Source organism: Parabacteroides sp. PM6-13, assembly GCF_029892605.1.
Classification (GTDB): Bacteria; Bacteroidota; Bacteroidia; order Bacteroidales; family Tannerellaceae; genus QVMG01.
Window position 1 is genome coordinate 1 of the sequence record NZ_JARXWF010000022.1, and the last position, 16,260, is coordinate 16,260.

Sequence of the window (16,260 nt, forward strand, 5' to 3'; positions counted from 1 at the left end):
CTCGGTAAGAGAGCGAAGCGAACGACCGGGGGTATTCCGCTAATAATAACTAACGAACCCGGAATGGGTTCAACCCGCTTCGGGGTTGCTTGTAGGGTAGGTCTTGTCTATCTGCCTACCGCGGGTTTGCTTCGCTACACCCGCGGTTACGAATAGGAAATCCCTGCGGGATTTATATGGAAATCTTCCAATTATGTAAGAATGGAAGATTTGAAGGAGAAGGGAGAAAGGGAGCTTCAGATTAAGTAAGATGGGAAGGTGGGCTATGTATTCATGGCTGAAAGCCATAGAGGGCCTGAAGGGCCGAGTCCCAGCGGGACGAAGACTTAGCCCACGGGTAAGCAGGCTGAAGGCCTGCGCAACCCTGGGGCTCCATAGATATATAAAAATGAGTTCTGTAAGAACGAAAGAAGAAATCCACTATTCACAGGCGCTATCACCATATATTCTATCATACTATCTATCGTTCCTTCAGAACTCAACTTGTTGTGTTGTCGTGATACCCAGGGTGGCGCAAACCTTCAGCCTGCTTACCCGTGGGCTAAGTATTCGTCCCGCTGGGGCTCGGCCCTTCAGGCCTGCTGTGACCTTCAGTCATATAAATAAAATCTTCCAATTTTGTAATATTTGAAGGTGGGGATATATATTCATGGCTGAAGGCCACAGCGGGCCTGAAGGGCCGAGTCCCAGCGGGACGAAGACTTAGCCTATGGGTAAGCAGGCCGGAGGTCTGCGCCACCCTGGGATTCCATAGATATATAAAAATGAGTTCTGTAAGAACGAAAGAAGAAAACCACTATTCACAGGCTCTATCACCATACATCCTATCATACTATCTATCGTTCTTTGGCTAAGGCCGATCTTCGATTCAGAACTCAACTTATTGTATTGTCATGATACCCAGGGTAGCGCAGACTTTCAGCCTGCTTACCCGTGGGCTAAGTCTTCGTCCCTCTGGGACTCAGCCCTTCGGGCTCGTGACCTTCAGTCTTATAAATAAAGTCAAACATAGTGTTATCTACGTCACCTGTGCCAACATCTCCTATTTGCTCTGCGCCTTCGGCTAAGCGATCTTCGATTCCTATTCCCTTTCTCCTTTCTCCCTTCAATTTTTCTCCAATTTGAAGATCTGCTCTCTTCTGTGGCTTAAATGGCTATGAGAAGATATTTCTTTGTCGGAATCAGGATTATCATCAGGATTACCAAGATTAAGCAGATGCCTATTATCTCTCTATTAAATATATCCCGCACCTCTCGCCTGTCCGGTTAATCCTGATCCTGGCAGTTGCTTTTCCTTTTTTAGTTGGTGGTCGGTAAAGCTATCACCACATCGGTAAAACTATCACCATGTATTCAAAACCTTGTATTTGTCAGTATTCTTCGTTTTTGGTGTTTTTATCGATCGGTGATCCTATCACGCAAAGTGGTAAAGCTATCACTCGGTTTGTGATCCTATCACTCGGTCGGCAAAGCTATCACAATGATAGGTATGCCTATCATCTGTTTCTCCAGAACCCGCATGTAGACAGGGTTTTGAATGGGTGGTAAAACTATCATTTGTTTTGGTGAAACTATCACCTTCTTTGGGGTATTCATAAAACAAATCGCACATCCGGAAATATCCGAATGTGCGACGATTTATTATAACGTATACAAAAATTGAGGGCGGCTGGTGTTACGCTACATTAACAATATTAACAACAGTACCAAAGTTTGCTACTTGGTAAGTGATCTTGTTAGAGTTAGCAGCGTTGAAATATACTACGGCTTGTTCTCCTTCGTTTACAGCGATGTTTTCAGTTTTTTGGAAATTTTTGCTGGAAAGGATCATTTGGTCGTTTCTGTAAAGCTCTACAGTTACATTTTCAGACGGAAAAATAGAAATCTGTTCTTTTGTCAGGTTACCCATTTCGTTCACAGATGTCGGAACGATGTAGCTAACTACAGAACCTGTAACTTTACCATTATAATCAATAGCGTCTGATGTAGATGTAATTTTGTAGTAATAGTCACCTGTTGTGCCGTAAGTTTCAGTAACATTCAGGGTAGCCAGTGTGAATTGTGCTACTTTTCTTGCAACTACCAATGTATTTACTTGGTCAGCTTTTGTTTGTGCACGGTCTAAAGTCAGTTGGCCATAGAACAGGTCACTCGGGGGTGTAGTGACCTGTCCATTGTTTTGTTTCAACTGAACACGTAAATCAGATAAAATGTTGGCTTTGGTAAGTGAACTAACTTCTTCTTTGTTGTTTGATAATCCAGCCCATGCAACCACGGTAATACGGTTAGCATTTTGTGCGTGGATCTGTATTTTCTGGCCGTTCATAACGGCTGCTTTAGCGATGTTTTGTGAAGCGATGAAGTCATAGTTATCATCGAAGATATAAAGCGTTACATCGTTTCCTTCGCCGTAAGTAGTAATGTCTTTACCGGCTTTGTCGATTGCTTTGATTCTAACTGTGAAATCAGCTTGTTTAGGAGCAACTACTTCTGTAGCTGTATAATTGGAGTCGCTGTCAGACGAACAGGAAGTGAACGCTAACAGTGTAGATAAAGTTGCTATTGCAAGTAAACCTTTGTTGAAGATATTTGTTCTCATGACTCTCAATTTTTGTTGTGTATACGTTTTATTTACTTTTTGTGATTTTAATTCTTTAGGTCCCTCAACCCGTTGGTAAAACTATCATCACGATGCAAATATACGGCGGTATTCCATACTGCCAAACATTTTAGCGTTAAAAACAGTTAAAACAATCGATATTCTCTCAAAAACGCGTGTAAAACGATCAAAACAGGCGATAAAACGATCAATCGGGGTGGTAAAACGATCAGAAAAGCCCTGCGATTTGTCTGTTTTTGATGGGTGGTAAAACTATTATTGCGGTGGTTAAAAATATCATTTCATTGTTTCTCTGCCTGAAATGGGCGGTGGTATGTGTGTCATTTGTCTGTTTTTTTCACCTTAAAGGCTGTTTTGAATTTTATTAGAACCCCTTACATCCTTTCCATATATAAGACCGATCGACCGGTTGCTCGTGCAAATCTCACGCAAATCGGGTCAATAACTTTTTATTCTTGGCCGGAAATCCCATGAAAATGGCGAAAAGTAAATGGCTTTTTACTTCGCTACGCTCGTTAAGCAAATGTCAAAATGATAGTAAAAAGGCGATTTTGCTTTACAATATGATACGTTAAAAAGTGTTACTCCTGCGGGTAATTTAAAATACCCCTACGTTTTTGGAAAATTTCTCGGACGATTTTGACAAAATGTCAGAACCGGGATTTCCCCACTTCCGCCCCCTATATATATTAATGTATAGGGCGAATAAGTTACAAATAATAAAAAAAAGCAATTTTGGATTGAATATGACATTCTTTCTTCGTATTTTTGCGTGAAACAGGAGGTTGTATGCCTCCGGTTAATCGCTGATCGTTAATTATAAAAAGATTTACCCTATGAAAACGAATACCTTTTTCCGCAAGGGGGGCTGCTTGTTGATGCTGGCGCTATTGCCGGGAATGACTTATGCCAATGATGCGAACAATAATTCTTCTACCGGAATACTGATCGTTGTTTTTCTTCTTCTTTTGGTGGGAGTTGCTGCCGGATTGTTTTTCTTTTTCAAGAAGAAGGGCGATGAGTCTGGTGCCGCAGCCGAGGAGCTGCGTCTTAAAAATGAAGAGTTAAGCCGTGGCCTGGAAGAGCTGGAGCAGAAATCGAAAGAGCAGGATGAGACGATCTCTGTTCTTACCGGTAATAAGCGTGAGCTGGAACAGATCCTGGTCGCTAAGATAAAAGAGAACGATACCATTTTGCGTGAGGCGGCAGAAAAAGAAGAGCACGCCAAGACCCAGGTACAAGAGGCAGAGACGATCCAGGATAGTTTCTTTGTGGAGACGATTCACGAAATGCGTACTCCGCTTTCCCTTATTTTAGGCTCTCTCTCTTTGGTGGTTCAGAACAAATCGCCCGAAGAGGATATGTCGACTCAGTTGATCTCGGCCTATCGAAACACATTAGCCTTGCAGGACCTTGCCGATCAGTTGATCGGAACGCGTCGCACCAACGACGTCGCCAGTTATCTGCGCGTTGCCCGCTATGACATGATCGAGATAGCCAGTCAGAGCTGCGACCTTTTTGTCGACTGGATTGCTATGAACAGTATTGATTTTCGGGTGACGACACAGACCGATGTGCTCTGGGTCTGGCTTGATCGCCGAAAAATGGAATATGCTTTGCGTACGTTGTTGACCAACGCGTTGAAGAGCACCTTTGTGTATGGAAAGGTAGTGCTCGATATCTCTGTAGAGCGCCGGGAAGATACGGCTTACTGTAACCTGACCGTTTCGGACGAAGGCTTGGATGAGAATGAAAGTGCTCGTCGCGGACTGCGCCAGGTGGTGGATATGGTTGAGGATATCGGCGGTATCTATGAGCATGAGACCTCCGCAAACGGCACGACCTATTCTATGTTGGTTCCGTTAGGGAAGAAGCATCTGATGGAGCGTCGGGTAGAGTTTGTAGAGCCGGAAGGCGACCTGGTGAAGCTGAATGATAAGCAAAAAGAGGAGATCGCGGAACTGATTCAAGTGATCCCGCAGAAGAAATCAACCGGTAAGAAACTGTTAGTGATCGACGACAGCGACCAGATTCGCTGGTTCCTCAAACATGTGTTCAGCAAAGAATATCAGGTGGTCGAAGCGCGCAACGGCCAGGAAGGGGTCGACATGGCCATTCAGGAATTGCCGGATCTCATCCTTTGCGACGTGATGATGCCGATCAAAGATGGTTTCGAGACCTGTCGTGAGATAAAGAGCGACAAGCGGACGGCGCAGACGCCGGTGGTGATGCTTACCGCCAAGGTAGAAAGTGAAGACGTTATTAAAGGTATTGAAGCCGGTGCCGACGATTACATCACCAAACCGTTCGACGTGGAGATCCTGCGCAGCAAGGTGGGTAGCCTGTTGAAAAAGCGGGAGCAGCTTCAGCATTATTATGTGAGCAGCGGTGGCGGAACCGAAGGAGCCGCTTCGGAAAGCGAAAAAGATTCTCACGGCATACCGGGCACGAAGAATAGTCCGTTTATCGATGCCGTGATCCGCTCGATAGAGAGTCATCTGGATGACTCCACTTTCGAGGCGAAGATCTTAGCCGATGAGCTCAATATCAGTCTGCCGACGCTTTATCGTAAGATCAAGCAATATTCCGATTGTAGCATTTTGGAACTCACGCGTACCGTTCGTTTGAAAAAAGCGGCTGAGTTCCTTCTGATGCAGAAATATTCTGTCGCCGAAGTAGGGGAGATGGTGGGCTTTAATGATACCGCTACTTTCCGTAAGCGTTTTGCGGAGCAATTTGGGGTGACTCCTTCGCAATATGGGCAACCCAATTAAGGGAAGGCCGTGTGTGTAACCGATTTAAACAACGCTTTTTCGCCGAATCGTCGGTAAGTCTATCATCTTTTTGAAACTGGTAGTTTTACCAATGTTATTGGTAGTTTTACCCTTACAAGATGAAACATTTACCTATTGTAGTGAGGATGAAGTTTTTCTATATTTGTATCGTGAATGATCCTATGTAAGAAGGAACTCTGTTGTATGGCTGTTTTTTGTTAAGCTGTGACACGGATTTTGGATAAACGGAGTGTTCGGGGAGTAGGTGGGTGACTAACTGATGTATAAATTTAAAACGTAAGTATATGAAAAAAGTACTTTTCTTTTTCGTGCTTCTGGCTTTTATGACAACCAATGCCTACAGCCAGAAGTTTGCGGTAAAGTCAAACTTACTCTACGACCTGACAACTACCATCAATTTGGGGGTTGAGTTTGGGTTAGCGGATAAGTGGACTTTAGACATTTCCGGGAATTATAACCCTTGGAAATTTAGTGATGATTGTGACGCGATGCGTTTGAAGCATTGGTTAGTACAGCCAGAACTACGCTACTGGACCTGTGAAAAATTTAACGGTCATTTCTTCGGACTCCATGGTCATTATGGCGACTACAACGTGGGGGGTATCAAATTCCTGAGTGAGAACATGGAAAAACATCGCTACCAGGGAACGCTTTACGGAGCGGGTCTTTCGTATGGCTATCAATGGCTGCTCAGCAACCGTTGGAGCATGGAAGCGGTGATTGGTGCCGGTTGGGCTCATATGGATCACGACAAGTTCGATTGTGCTTGTTGCGGGGATATGACACCTAAAGACAGAGATTATTTTGGTGTGACGAAAGTGGCACTCTCTATTATTTACTTCATTAAATGATTTGGGCCATGAAGAAATATCTACATATATATATCGTATTGGTGATGTTTGCCGCCGGAACGCTTTCAGCCATGGCGCAATCCACTGTGAGTGTTACGTCGAACGAACTGAAACGCAAAGGTAACACCGTAAGCATTGACGCTACCATCCGCATACCGGGTGATATCGTTAAATCGAAAGAATTCCTGACACTCTCACCGGTGTTGGAAGCAGAAAGCCAGAAAATGGGACTTCCGTCGATCCTGATCAACGGAAAGAATCGCGATAAAGTCTATCATCGTGAGATCGCGTTGAACAACCTGGAAGACGAGCCACGCTTTGTGGTGTTGGTCGCTCCGGAAAAAGACGAACACGTGGTAGAATATAAAACAACCATCCCTTGGGAAGACTGGATGCGTAGCGCGCGTTTTGTGTTGGATCCTAATCTCTGCGGATGTGGAAACGAATCAAAAGGCAATCCGATCCTGATCGCTAACAATATCCTGCAACGTCCGGACAAGCGCTACGAACCGCAGCCGACCTACGCTTATGTAACGCCGGAGGTAGAAACGCGTAAAGAACGTGCCGAAGTAGGTACGGCATTCCTGGACTTCCAGGTAGGACGCTATCAGATTCTGCCCGACTTCCGCAACAACGCGGTTGAGTTAGGTAAGATTCGTCATACGATCGAGACTGTTATCAACGACAGCGATATCACGCCTGTCGGTATCTTCCTGAAAGGGTTTGCTTCGCCGGAAGGATCTTACAAGAGCAACGCGACGCTGGCAAAGAATCGTACGGAAGCCCTGCGTAACTATATTATGCAGCAATACCGTCAGTTCCCGCTCGCTTTCTTTACCCTGGATTCTCAGCCCGAAGACTGGGACGGATTCAAAGCTCGCGTAGAGGCCGATATGAATGTGCCTTCACGTGCCGGTGTATTGGATATCATCAACAGCTCGGATGAGTTCGATGTGAAAGAACGCAAGCTGCGTGCCCTCGATGGTGGCGCTCCTTATAAATATGTATTGGCTGAACACTTCCCACCGCTGCGTCGTACCGAATACCGGATCGACTATACGGTGCGTGGATTCTCTGTAGAAGAGGGACGTGAAGTGATCAAGACTCGTCCGCAACACCTGAGTTTGAATGAGATGTTTGCCGTAGCGAACACCTACGAGCCGGGAAGTGCCGACTACAACAATGTGTTTGAAGTAGCTGTCCGGATGTTCCCGGAAGACGAAGTGGCTAATTTGAACGCAGCCAATATCGCTATCAGCAAGAATGATTACGCCGCAGCGCGCAATTATATAACAAAAGCCGGAAACAGCATTCAAGCCGTGCACACACGGGGTGTCTTGAATCTGTTGGAAGGCAATTTAGATGAGGCAGAAAAGTTGCTTACACAAGCTCAAAACGGGGGAGTGCGTGAAGCGGCAGCCAATCTGGAAGAATTACGCAAGAAGAGAGAAGACAACGCTCTTTTCGCAGGGTTCGACCTATAACTATATGACGGGGGAAGATGCCGTGTGGGCATCTTATTATTATAGTGTAGATTTCTAATTTGTTAAACATGGAACGTATTTTGGACATTGAAAACGTCTTATTAAACGAAGTGGACAATCCAAACAACGTGTACCTGTATCTGGAAGGAGATGTGTGGTGTGCTTATGAACGTTCGGCCTACTATTTGGCGGCTATGCGTTCGGTTGTATTGGGAAAAGAGGTGATTGGCGGAGGCTACGATGTAGTCCTGTTGAAAGCCAAATTCCGAGTAGACGACATGAGCTTACCACTGCATCCGGGGGTTTCCTTGAAGCTGGTTGCCGACGATAAGTTGCAATTCAGCATGAACAGGTCCGTTAGTGGATTCCCTGAGTGGAAAAGACAACAGTTAGAAAAATTCTCTGCTTAAAGAATTTTGCTGGATGTTGAAATGACTTAGCAAAAATTGAGGGTGTATTTTTAGGGGAAGTCCGGTCGCAGACCGGTTCTTCCCCTTTTTTAATGTCGGAATGTTAATTTCTACAAATAGATCTCTTCAAGATTTAAAAGAGTCTTCTTTTCCGATTGTTTCAAAGAATACGCTTTTCCTACACTCTTTTTCTACCTATATTTGTTGCAATCGCCCTGTCTTTTACATGGGCGAATACTTTTATGGAAGGAGATTAAACCATTTGAGTTTTCTTCGGTCAAAGTAGACTGATATTGTACAACACGAAATTAAACCTAATAGTAAGATGAGTAAAAGTGCGAAATGGATACTCTTGGGAGTCATCCTCTTATTTATTCTTGGCATCATTGTATTTCCGAAACTAAAAAACAAATGGAGTGCCTCTTCCCAGGATGGATCGCCCGTAACCGCTACCGTTTCTCCTCGTAACCAGGTATTGAATATAAACGCGGAGGTATTGACATACCAGACGCTGACCGATAGAACCATTGTGTTGGGCAGCACGATCCCCGACGAAGAGGTAGACCTCTCTTTTGAATCGTCCGGGAAGATTGTCGCGATCTATTTCACGGAAGGGATCCATGTGAAAGAGGGCGATCTGCTTGCGAAAATCAACGACAAACCGCTTCAGGCGCAACTGCGGAAGCTGGAGGCACAGGTGCCGCTGGCACGCGACCGGGTCTATCGCCAGCATACCCTCTTGGAGCGCGACGCCGTCAGCCAGGAGGCTTATGAGCAGGTAACGACTGAATATGAAAAACTAATGGCGGATATCGACCTGGTAAAGGCCAATATCGCCCAGACAGAACTACGCGCCCCTTTCGATGGCATCATCGGACTCCGCTCGGTCAGCGAAGGAGCCTATGTCACCCCTTCTACGATGATTGTGAAGCTGACCAAGATCACGCCGCTGAAGATCGAATTCTCGGTGAATGAGAAATATGATACTGAAATTCGTAAAGGCACGGATATCAAGTTCAGCATTATGAATTCCGAAGACAGGTATATGGATTATCAGGCTAAGGTATATGCGGTAGAAAGCAAGATCACGCAGGATACGCGCTCCCTGATAGCCCGCGCGATCTATCCGAATCCCAACGAACATATCACACCGGGGCGTTTTGTCTCGATCGAAGTGACCAAAGAGGCTGTCGAGAATGCGTTAGCCATTCCCAGCGAAGCGGTCATCCCGGAGATGGGGAAAAACGTCGTTTACCGCTATAAAGGTGGAGTAGCTCAGGCTACGGAGATTATGATCGGCTTGCGTACCGAAGAGCGAGTACAGGTATTGGAAGGGCTAAGTGTGGGAGATACGTTGATTACGACCGGCGTCATGCAGTTGCGTTCCGGGATGAAAGTCACAATCGATAACCTGTATTAAGTAGGATCCTATGGCTAATATATCAGAATTAAGCATAAAACGTCCTGTTCTTTCCACCGTGATGGTGCTTGTGATCCTCCTTTTCGGGTTGATCGGGTACCAGTCGCTCGGTGTGCGTGAGTTCCCCAGTGTCGATCAGCCAATCATTACCGTCAGCACCTCCTATCCGGGAGCCAACGCGGAGGTGATCATGAACCAGATCACAGAGCCTCTGGAACAGAATATCAACGGTATCCCGGGTATCCGCTCTCTGAGCAGTACCAGTAGTCAGGGAAGCAGCCGTATCACCGTCGAGTTTGAACTCTCCGTCGATCTGGAGACGGCAGCCAACGACGTGCGCGATAAGGTGTCGCGTGCCCAGCGCTATCTGCCGCGCGATTGCGACCCGCCTACCGTATCAAAGGCCGATGCCGATGCTACGCCTATTATGCAGATCGGTATCCGCAGCCAGAGCCGTTCGCTGATGGAATTGAGCGAAATTGCGGAACTGACGGTAAAAGAGCGTCTGCAAACAATCCAAAACGTGAGTGGTGTAGACATCTGGGGGCAGAAGCGCTACTCCATGCGCTTGTGGCTCGATCCGGTGAAGATGGCCGGCTACGGTGTGACCCCGCTGGATATCCGTAGCGCGGTCGATGCCGAGAATGTGGAATTGCCTTCCGGTAGTATCGAAGGGAACACGGTCGATCTCTCGATCCGTACCATGGGCTTGATGACTACCGCCAAAGAATTTAATGACCTGATCGTGAAGCAGAGTGGCGGCCATATCGTTCGCTTCAAAGATATCGGACGTGCCGAATTGGCGCCCGAAGACCTGCGCAGCTTCCTCAAACGCAATGGTGAACCCATGGTGATCAATGTGATCGTCCCCCAGCCGGGAGCCAACCACATCGAGATTGCCGACGAGGCATACAACCGTATCGAACAGTTGAAGAAAGACCTGCCGGAGGATGTCACCATCGAGATGGTCTACGACAATACCCACTTTATCCGCGCCTCTATTGCCGAGGTACAGGAGACGATCTACGTTGCCTTCTTGTTGGTGGTGTTAATTATCTTTATGTTCCTGCGCGACTGGCGTGTGACGCTGGTGCCGGTGGTGGTGATTCCGGTCTCCCTGGTGGGTGCCTTCTTTGTGATGTTTATCGCCGGATTCTCCATCAATGTGTTGTCGCTCTTGGCGGTTGTACTCTCTGTCGGGCTGGTGGTCGACGATGCCATTGTGGTGACCGAAAATATCTATGTGCGCATCGAGCGGGGCATGCGGCCGCGAGAGGCGGGGATCGAAGGCTCGAAAGAGATCTTCTTCGCTGTCTTATCGACCACTGTCACCCTGATAGCCGTTTTTATCCCGATTGTCTTTATGGATGGGATGACCGGTCGCCTTTTCAAGGAATTTAGTATCGTGATTGCCGGATCGGTGGCTATCTCTTCGTTTGTGGCGCTTACCTTCACCCCGATGCTGGCGACCAAGCTCTTGAAACGACGCGAGAAACAAAACTGGTTCTACCGCAAGACCGAACCCTTCTTCGACTGGATGAACCGCTTCTATGAACGTACATTAAACGCCTTCCTCAATAAGAAATGGATCGCCCTCCCACTTATCGCCGTATTATTGTTCCTGATTGCTTTCCTTTGGCAGAAGATCCCTTCCGAACTGGCGCCGCTGGAAGACCGCTCGATGGTATCGATCAATATGCGCGGGCCGGAGGGTACCACCTTTGAGTTTGTCCGCGACTTTGCCGATCGCATCGAGGTGATTGCCGATTCTCTCGCGCCCGAGCGTTTGTCGGTCACCACCCGTGCCTTTGGAACGAGCGGCTTCCTGAGTGTCTTCCTGCCCGATATCCAAGACCGCGAACGCTCGCAGATGGAGATCGCCGACGCCTTGACGGCGGCTGTGCGTAAGGAGACCAAAGCCAGGGCGTTTGTGCAGCAACAATCTACCTTCGGAGGCCGTCGTGGCGGTATGCCGGTGCAGTATGTGTTGCAAACCACCAGCATCGACAAGTTGCGTGAGTTCCTGCCCGAATTTATGAATAAGGTGAATGAAAGTCCGGTGTTTCAGATGGCGGACGTGAATCTCAAATTTACTAAGCCCGAAACCCGCATCGAGATCGATCGCGATAAAGCCTCGCTTTTGGGCGTGAGCACCCGCAACATCGCTCAGACCCTGCAATATGCCCTGAGTGGACAGCGTATGGGCTACTTCTATATGAACGGAAAACAATACCAGATCCTGGGCGAGATCAATCGTCAGCAACGTAATACTCCGCTGGATCTCAAATCGATCTATGTGCGCAACAACAGCGGCTCGATGATCCAGCTCGATAACCTGGTGGCTTTGCGCGAGGATGTGGCACCGCCACAGCTCTACCGCTACAACCGTTTTGTGTCGGCCACCGTTTCGAGCGGGCTGGCCAAAGGTTATACCCTGGGTGACGGATTGGATGAGATGGACCGCATCGCGGCGGAGGTGCTCGACGATAGTTTCCGCACCGCGCTCTCGGGCGAGTCGAAAGAGTTTCGCGAGAGTGCTGATAGTCTGATGTTTGCCTTGGTCTTGGCGCTTATCATGATCTACCTGGTGTTGGCGGCTCAGTTCGAGAGCTTCAAGGATCCGCTGGTGGTGATGTTTACCGTGCCGTTGGCTATCGCAGGAGCCTTGGTCTTTATGAGTGCCTCGGGTGTGACGATGAATATCTTCAGTCAGATCGGTATTATCATGTTGATCGGGCTGGTGGCCAAGAACGGGATTCTGATTGTGGAATTTGCCAACCAGCGCCAGGAGGCGGGCTTGCCGTTTGCCGAAGCTATACGTACAGCCGCGGCACAGCGTTTGCGTCCGATCCTGATGACCAGTACCTCGACCATCCTCGGATTGCTGCCGCTTGTCTTCGCTTCGGCCGAAGGAGCCAACCAGCGCGTCGCCATGGGAACGGCCGTAGTGGGAGGGATGCTCGTTTCGACTTTCCTGACCCTCTATATCGTACCGGCCATGTATGCCTATATATCTACCGACCGACAGAAAAAACAAAGAAAGGAAGAAGAAAAATAATATGAGAAAGTGTCATTTATTGTTTGGACTTGCTTGCCTCCCCCTGTGGATGTGGGGGCAAGAGGTCTTGAGCCTGAAAGATTGCATAGAGATTGGTTTGGAACGCAATTATGCTATTCGCATCGTGCGCAACGAACAACAGATATCTGCCAACAACGCCACGCCGGGCAATGCCGGCTACCTGCCTTCGCTCGACCTGAGCGGTGGCTTCAGTGGCACACTCAACGACAACCGCAACGACCTGCGCTCCGGAGAACGCGAGCGCACCTCGGGCATTCACAACGAAACGGCCAATATCGGCCTGAATATGAGCTGGACCCTGTTCGACGGCTTCGGCATCCAGGCTACCTACGAACGCCTGAAAGAGCTCGAACGTATGGGTGAACTCAATACCCGCATGACCATCGAAGACTTTGTCGCCAGCCTCTCGGCCGAATATTATAATCTGATCCGACAGAAGATCCGTCTGAACAACCTGCGCTCTTCGCTCGATCTCTCCAAGGAGCGTGTGCGCATTGTAGAGCAGAGCCATTCGATCGGTACCATGTCGCTGCTCGATCTGCAGCAGGCACGGGTCGACTTCAACTCCGACAGCTCTAAGGTACTGAATCAGTTGGAGGTGGTGCATCGCTCACGCATTCAGTTGAAAGAGTTATTGGCTGTCGACGATATCGATGCCAATATTCAGATCCGCGATTCGGTGATCTTCCCCAATCCCTTCCTCGATGAGGTGGAACTGTGGGAAAATACGCTTGAGTCGAATGCTGTTTTGTTGATTGCCCAAAAGAATAAGACAATATCTGAACTGGATTATAAGCGTGTGCGCAGCCGCAATTTCCCCTACCTGCGTTTGAATGCCGGCTATGGCTACACCGCCAACTGGTATGAACAGGGCAATTACGACCTGCAGCAACGCCTGGGACTAAACTACGGCGTAACGATCGGCATGACCCTCTTCGATGGCTTCAACCGTCGTCGCGAACAGCGTAACGCACGCATCGAGATAGAAAACCGTGATTTGCGTAAGCAGGAGCTGGAGCTTGGCCTGCGTGCCGACCTGAGCAATCTCTGGATGGCCTATCAGAACAACCTCGATCTCTGGCGGCTCGAAAGAGAAAACCTGGTAGCGGCTCAGGAACATTTCAGTGTCGCCATGGATCGCTATAAACTGCGTGAACTCTCGGGCATCGAACTGCGTGAAGCGCAAAACAACCTCCTGGAGGCCGAAGAACGACGATCCATCGCCGAGTACAACACCAAGCTCTGCGAAATCTCCCTCCTCCAACTAAGCGGACAAATCCTCACCTACATCGCCCCACCTAGCCCCGATGAGGTGAGTGATTAGTGATTATAAATCGTCCCCTGTCCTTTGCTGAGGGTGACGGTGCGGATCACACGCGATTCGCCGCCGTCGACATTCTTACATATAATAATAAAGTGATAGACCCCTTCGCGTGCCTTCTCCGGAATAACTACGCCATGGTGGTGCACCCGTTTATGGGTTGCTCCCGCTACATCGTATGTCTTGTCGAACACCGTCGGGCGCATCACCTCGTCGGCCCCACCCGTATGGGCATGTCCGTCGAAGTTATCGTGGATCTCCACCCGGTACGACTCCAATAATATCGTGTCGTCCAGATCCATATCGAAATGAATCGCCGTGCCGATCTGCAGAATATCATTTTCCGCAGGAGCCATAAGCGTAATCTTCGGTCCCTTCACCTGTGGCGCCTGTGCCTTCAATGCAGGCATGCAAAGAACCATGCCCATCAGGCATAATCCCCAGAAAGAAATTTTTCTTTTCATCCTATTAATTGTTTTAGTGAATAATCAGGTTTACTATTACAACAGTCAATATATTCTCTAAAAATGCAATGCGTTAAGGGGAAGCCCGAAAGGGCTTTTATTTGGATAACCCCGGGTGTCAACCCGGGGTGAATGTCCATTCCATACAAAGCAACCCCGAAGGAGGTTGAACCCACTTTGGGGTTCATTGAGAGTGTGATCACTCCCCCGGGTTGACACCCGGGGTTATCCAAATTTTACCCCTAACGGGGTTGTGACTTACGATTCACATTATACACCTTGCGAAGGTAGTAATTTTCAAAGTTTTTCATTACGTTTGCATATCTATTATTTTAAACAGTAAAACCATGAAGAAGCATTACTTAGCAAAGACAACAGGCTCTGTGGCTGTTTTCTTTCTTTTATGTCTCAGTGCGAACGCACAAGAAAAAGAGTATCCCAAACCCGAAGCGATGCGCCCCGGTATGTCGGAGTTCTGGACTCCCCAACCCGCGGTGGTGACGCCGGGCGATCCCGTTACCCACTCCGCCCCCTCCGATGCGATTGTTTTGTTCGACGGCACCAACCTCGATGCCTGGAAGAGTGCCCGCGATGGTAGCGAGGCGAAATGGACGGTGAAAGATGGCGCTTTTACGGTAACCCCTCGCACCGGTGATATCGAAACCCGGCAGCATTTCAATAGTTACCAATTGCATATCGAATGGTCGGCCCCTACGGTGGTGAAAGGTGAGAGCCAGGGACGCGGCAATAGCGGTGTGTTTATGCAAGGACTCTATGAGGTGCAGATCCTCGATTGCTACGAGAACGAGACCTATGTCAACGGCCAGACAGGCAGTATCTACAAACAAACCCCTCCGCTGGTGAACGCCATGCGCCGCCCCGGCGAATGGAATGTGTATGATATTATCTACAATGCCCCGATATTCAAGGAAGACGGTACCTACCGCGTGCCCCCCACCATCACGGTGATACAAAACGGCATCGTCCTGCAAAACCATACCACCATCCTCGGCACCACTGAATACATCGGTTTCCCCCAAGTGAAACCCCACGGCGCCGGCCCCATCCTCCTGCAGGATCATGGCGACCTCGTGCGCTACCGCAATATCTGGATCCGGGAACTCTGATCCGCTGAATACAGTTCAGGACGTTTTTTTTTATTCTCACCCGCATGAGAAAAAATTCTCACCCGGGTGAGAATTTTTTTTTCACTCCTAAAACCCCTGAGGATTGATCGTGAAATATTCAGATTTTGGAAGATGGGAAGGAGATAGGAGATAGGAAATAGGAGATAGGAAATAGGAGCGTCTTCAGATATTGCAAGATGTGAAGGTGTGAGGTATACCGAAATACCTATCTTGGCTCCCCTTCTTAGCAAAGAAGGGGGGGACCGCCGCTTGCGGGGGTGGGGTAGTTTGATATTAAAGAAAAAGATATATTTCCCTGGTTTGCCTATATATACCTGAGTCTCCTAAAATAGGAAGTAACATTTATAAAGAATTCAAATTACCCCACCGCTGCGAGCAGCGGTCCCCCCCCTTCTTTTCTAAGAAGGGGAACTTTTGGATAGGTATTTCGGTATTCCTTGCATCTTCAAATTTTGGAATACTTGAAGACGCTCCTATCTCCTATTTCCTATCTCCTATTTCCTATTTCCTTCCCATTTCCTCCGATTTGAATCCCCTTCCCTGTGTCATTTTCTGTGTCATCTGTACCCTCCGTCCTCTCCGCCCTGGCTTTCAGCCATGTATTCAGGGCTTTTTCTGCCGGGCTGAAAGGATTACACCGCTGTTTGATATTTTTCCCCGGATCCTGC

At 48.2% G+C, this 16,260-nt stretch carries 10 protein-coding genes; 8 read left to right on the plus strand and 2 right to left on the minus strand.

From position 1 onward, the window contains the following. Positions 1-1,675: 1,675 nt before the first annotated feature. On the minus strand, positions 1,676-2,599 hold the full coding sequence (locus tag M2134_RS15060; RefSeq protein ID WP_280750613.1) for a FimB/Mfa2 family fimbrial subunit: 924 nt from the start codon (positions 2,597-2,599) through the stop codon (positions 1,676-1,678). Positions 2,600-3,519: 920 nt separating this feature from the next. On the opposite strand from M2134_RS15060, the gene M2134_RS15065 reads away from it, so the two are divergent. From M2134_RS15065 to M2134_RS15095, 7 genes are all read left to right on the plus strand, one after another. After that, entirely contained in the window at positions 3,520-5,394 is a 1,875-nt protein-coding gene (locus M2134_RS15065; protein WP_280752430.1) for a response regulator, read from the plus strand. A 305-nt stretch (positions 5,395-5,699) separates the two neighbouring features. Further along, positions 5,700-6,266 (plus strand): DUF3575 domain-containing protein, encoded by a 567-nt coding sequence (locus M2134_RS15070; protein ID WP_280752412.1) that lies wholly within the window; start codon positions 5,700-5,702, stop codon positions 6,264-6,266. 8 nt (positions 6,267-6,274) lie between these two features. Then, positions 6,275-7,750, plus strand: a complete 1,476-nt coding sequence (locus M2134_RS15075) for a DUF3868 domain-containing protein (protein ID WP_280752413.1) — start codon at positions 6,275-6,277, stop codon at positions 7,748-7,750. A gap of 68 nt (positions 7,751-7,818) precedes the next feature. Further along, positions 7,819-8,160 (plus strand): hypothetical protein, encoded by a 342-nt coding sequence (locus M2134_RS15080; RefSeq protein ID WP_280752414.1) that lies wholly within the window; start codon positions 7,819-7,821, stop codon positions 8,158-8,160. A 325-nt stretch (positions 8,161-8,485) separates the two neighbouring features. After that, positions 8,486-9,580 carry an efflux RND transporter periplasmic adaptor subunit gene (locus tag M2134_RS15085; RefSeq protein ID WP_280752415.1) on the plus strand — a complete coding sequence of 365 codons (1,095 nt, stop codon included), beginning with the start codon at positions 8,486-8,488 and terminating at the stop codon, positions 9,578-9,580. Positions 9,581-9,590: 10 nt separating this feature from the next. Next, on the plus strand, positions 9,591-12,638 hold the full coding sequence (locus tag M2134_RS15090; RefSeq protein WP_280752416.1) for an efflux RND transporter permease subunit: 3,048 nt from the start codon (positions 9,591-9,593) through the stop codon (positions 12,636-12,638). 1 nt (position 12,639) lies between these two features. Further along, positions 12,640-13,983 (plus strand): TolC family protein, encoded by a 1,344-nt coding sequence (locus tag M2134_RS15095; RefSeq protein ID WP_280752417.1) that lies wholly within the window; start codon positions 12,640-12,642, stop codon positions 13,981-13,983. Here M2134_RS15095 and M2134_RS15100 read toward each other — a convergent pair. Further along, positions 13,980-14,444 carry a DUF4625 domain-containing protein gene (locus tag M2134_RS15100; protein WP_280752418.1) on the minus strand — a complete coding sequence of 155 codons (465 nt, stop codon included), beginning with the start codon at positions 14,442-14,444 and terminating at the stop codon, positions 13,980-13,982. The two genes, M2134_RS15095 and M2134_RS15100, sit on opposite strands and share 4 nt — an antisense overlap. Before the next feature lie 347 nt (positions 14,445-14,791). On the opposite strand from M2134_RS15100, the gene M2134_RS15105 reads away from it, so the two are divergent. Beyond that, positions 14,792-15,571, plus strand: a complete 780-nt coding sequence (locus M2134_RS15105; RefSeq protein ID WP_280752419.1) for a DUF1080 domain-containing protein — start codon at positions 14,792-14,794, stop codon at positions 15,569-15,571. Positions 15,572-16,260 lie beyond the last annotated feature (689 nt).

What these genes read in the sequence shown, in the direction of transcription:
- M2134_RS15095 (WP_280752417.1), top strand. Translation starts at nt 12,640, where the DNA reads ATGAGAAAGTGTCATTTATTGTTTGGACTTGCTTGCCTCCCCCTGTGG.
- M2134_RS15060 (WP_280750613.1), bottom strand. Translation starts at nt 2,599, where the DNA reads ATGAGAACAAATATCTTCAACAAAGGTTTACTTGCAATAGCAACTTTA.
- M2134_RS15105 (WP_280752419.1), top strand. Translation starts at nt 14,792, where the DNA reads ATGAAGAAGCATTACTTAGCAAAGACAACAGGCTCTGTGGCTGTTTTC.
- M2134_RS15065 (WP_280752430.1), top strand. Translation starts at nt 3,520, where the DNA reads ATGACTTATGCCAATGATGCGAACAATAATTCTTCTACCGGAATACTG.
- M2134_RS15085 (WP_280752415.1), top strand. Translation starts at nt 8,486, where the DNA reads ATGAGTAAAAGTGCGAAATGGATACTCTTGGGAGTCATCCTCTTATTT.
- M2134_RS15090 (WP_280752416.1), top strand. Translation starts at nt 9,591, where the DNA reads ATGGCTAATATATCAGAATTAAGCATAAAACGTCCTGTTCTTTCCACC.
- M2134_RS15075 (WP_280752413.1), top strand. Translation starts at nt 6,275, where the DNA reads ATGAAGAAATATCTACATATATATATCGTATTGGTGATGTTTGCCGCC.
- M2134_RS15070 (WP_280752412.1), top strand. Translation starts at nt 5,700, where the DNA reads ATGAAAAAAGTACTTTTCTTTTTCGTGCTTCTGGCTTTTATGACAACC.
- M2134_RS15080 (WP_280752414.1), top strand. Translation starts at nt 7,819, where the DNA reads ATGGAACGTATTTTGGACATTGAAAACGTCTTATTAAACGAAGTGGAC.
- M2134_RS15100 (WP_280752418.1), bottom strand. Translation starts at nt 14,444, where the DNA reads ATGAAAAGAAAAATTTCTTTCTGGGGATTATGCCTGATGGGCATGGTT.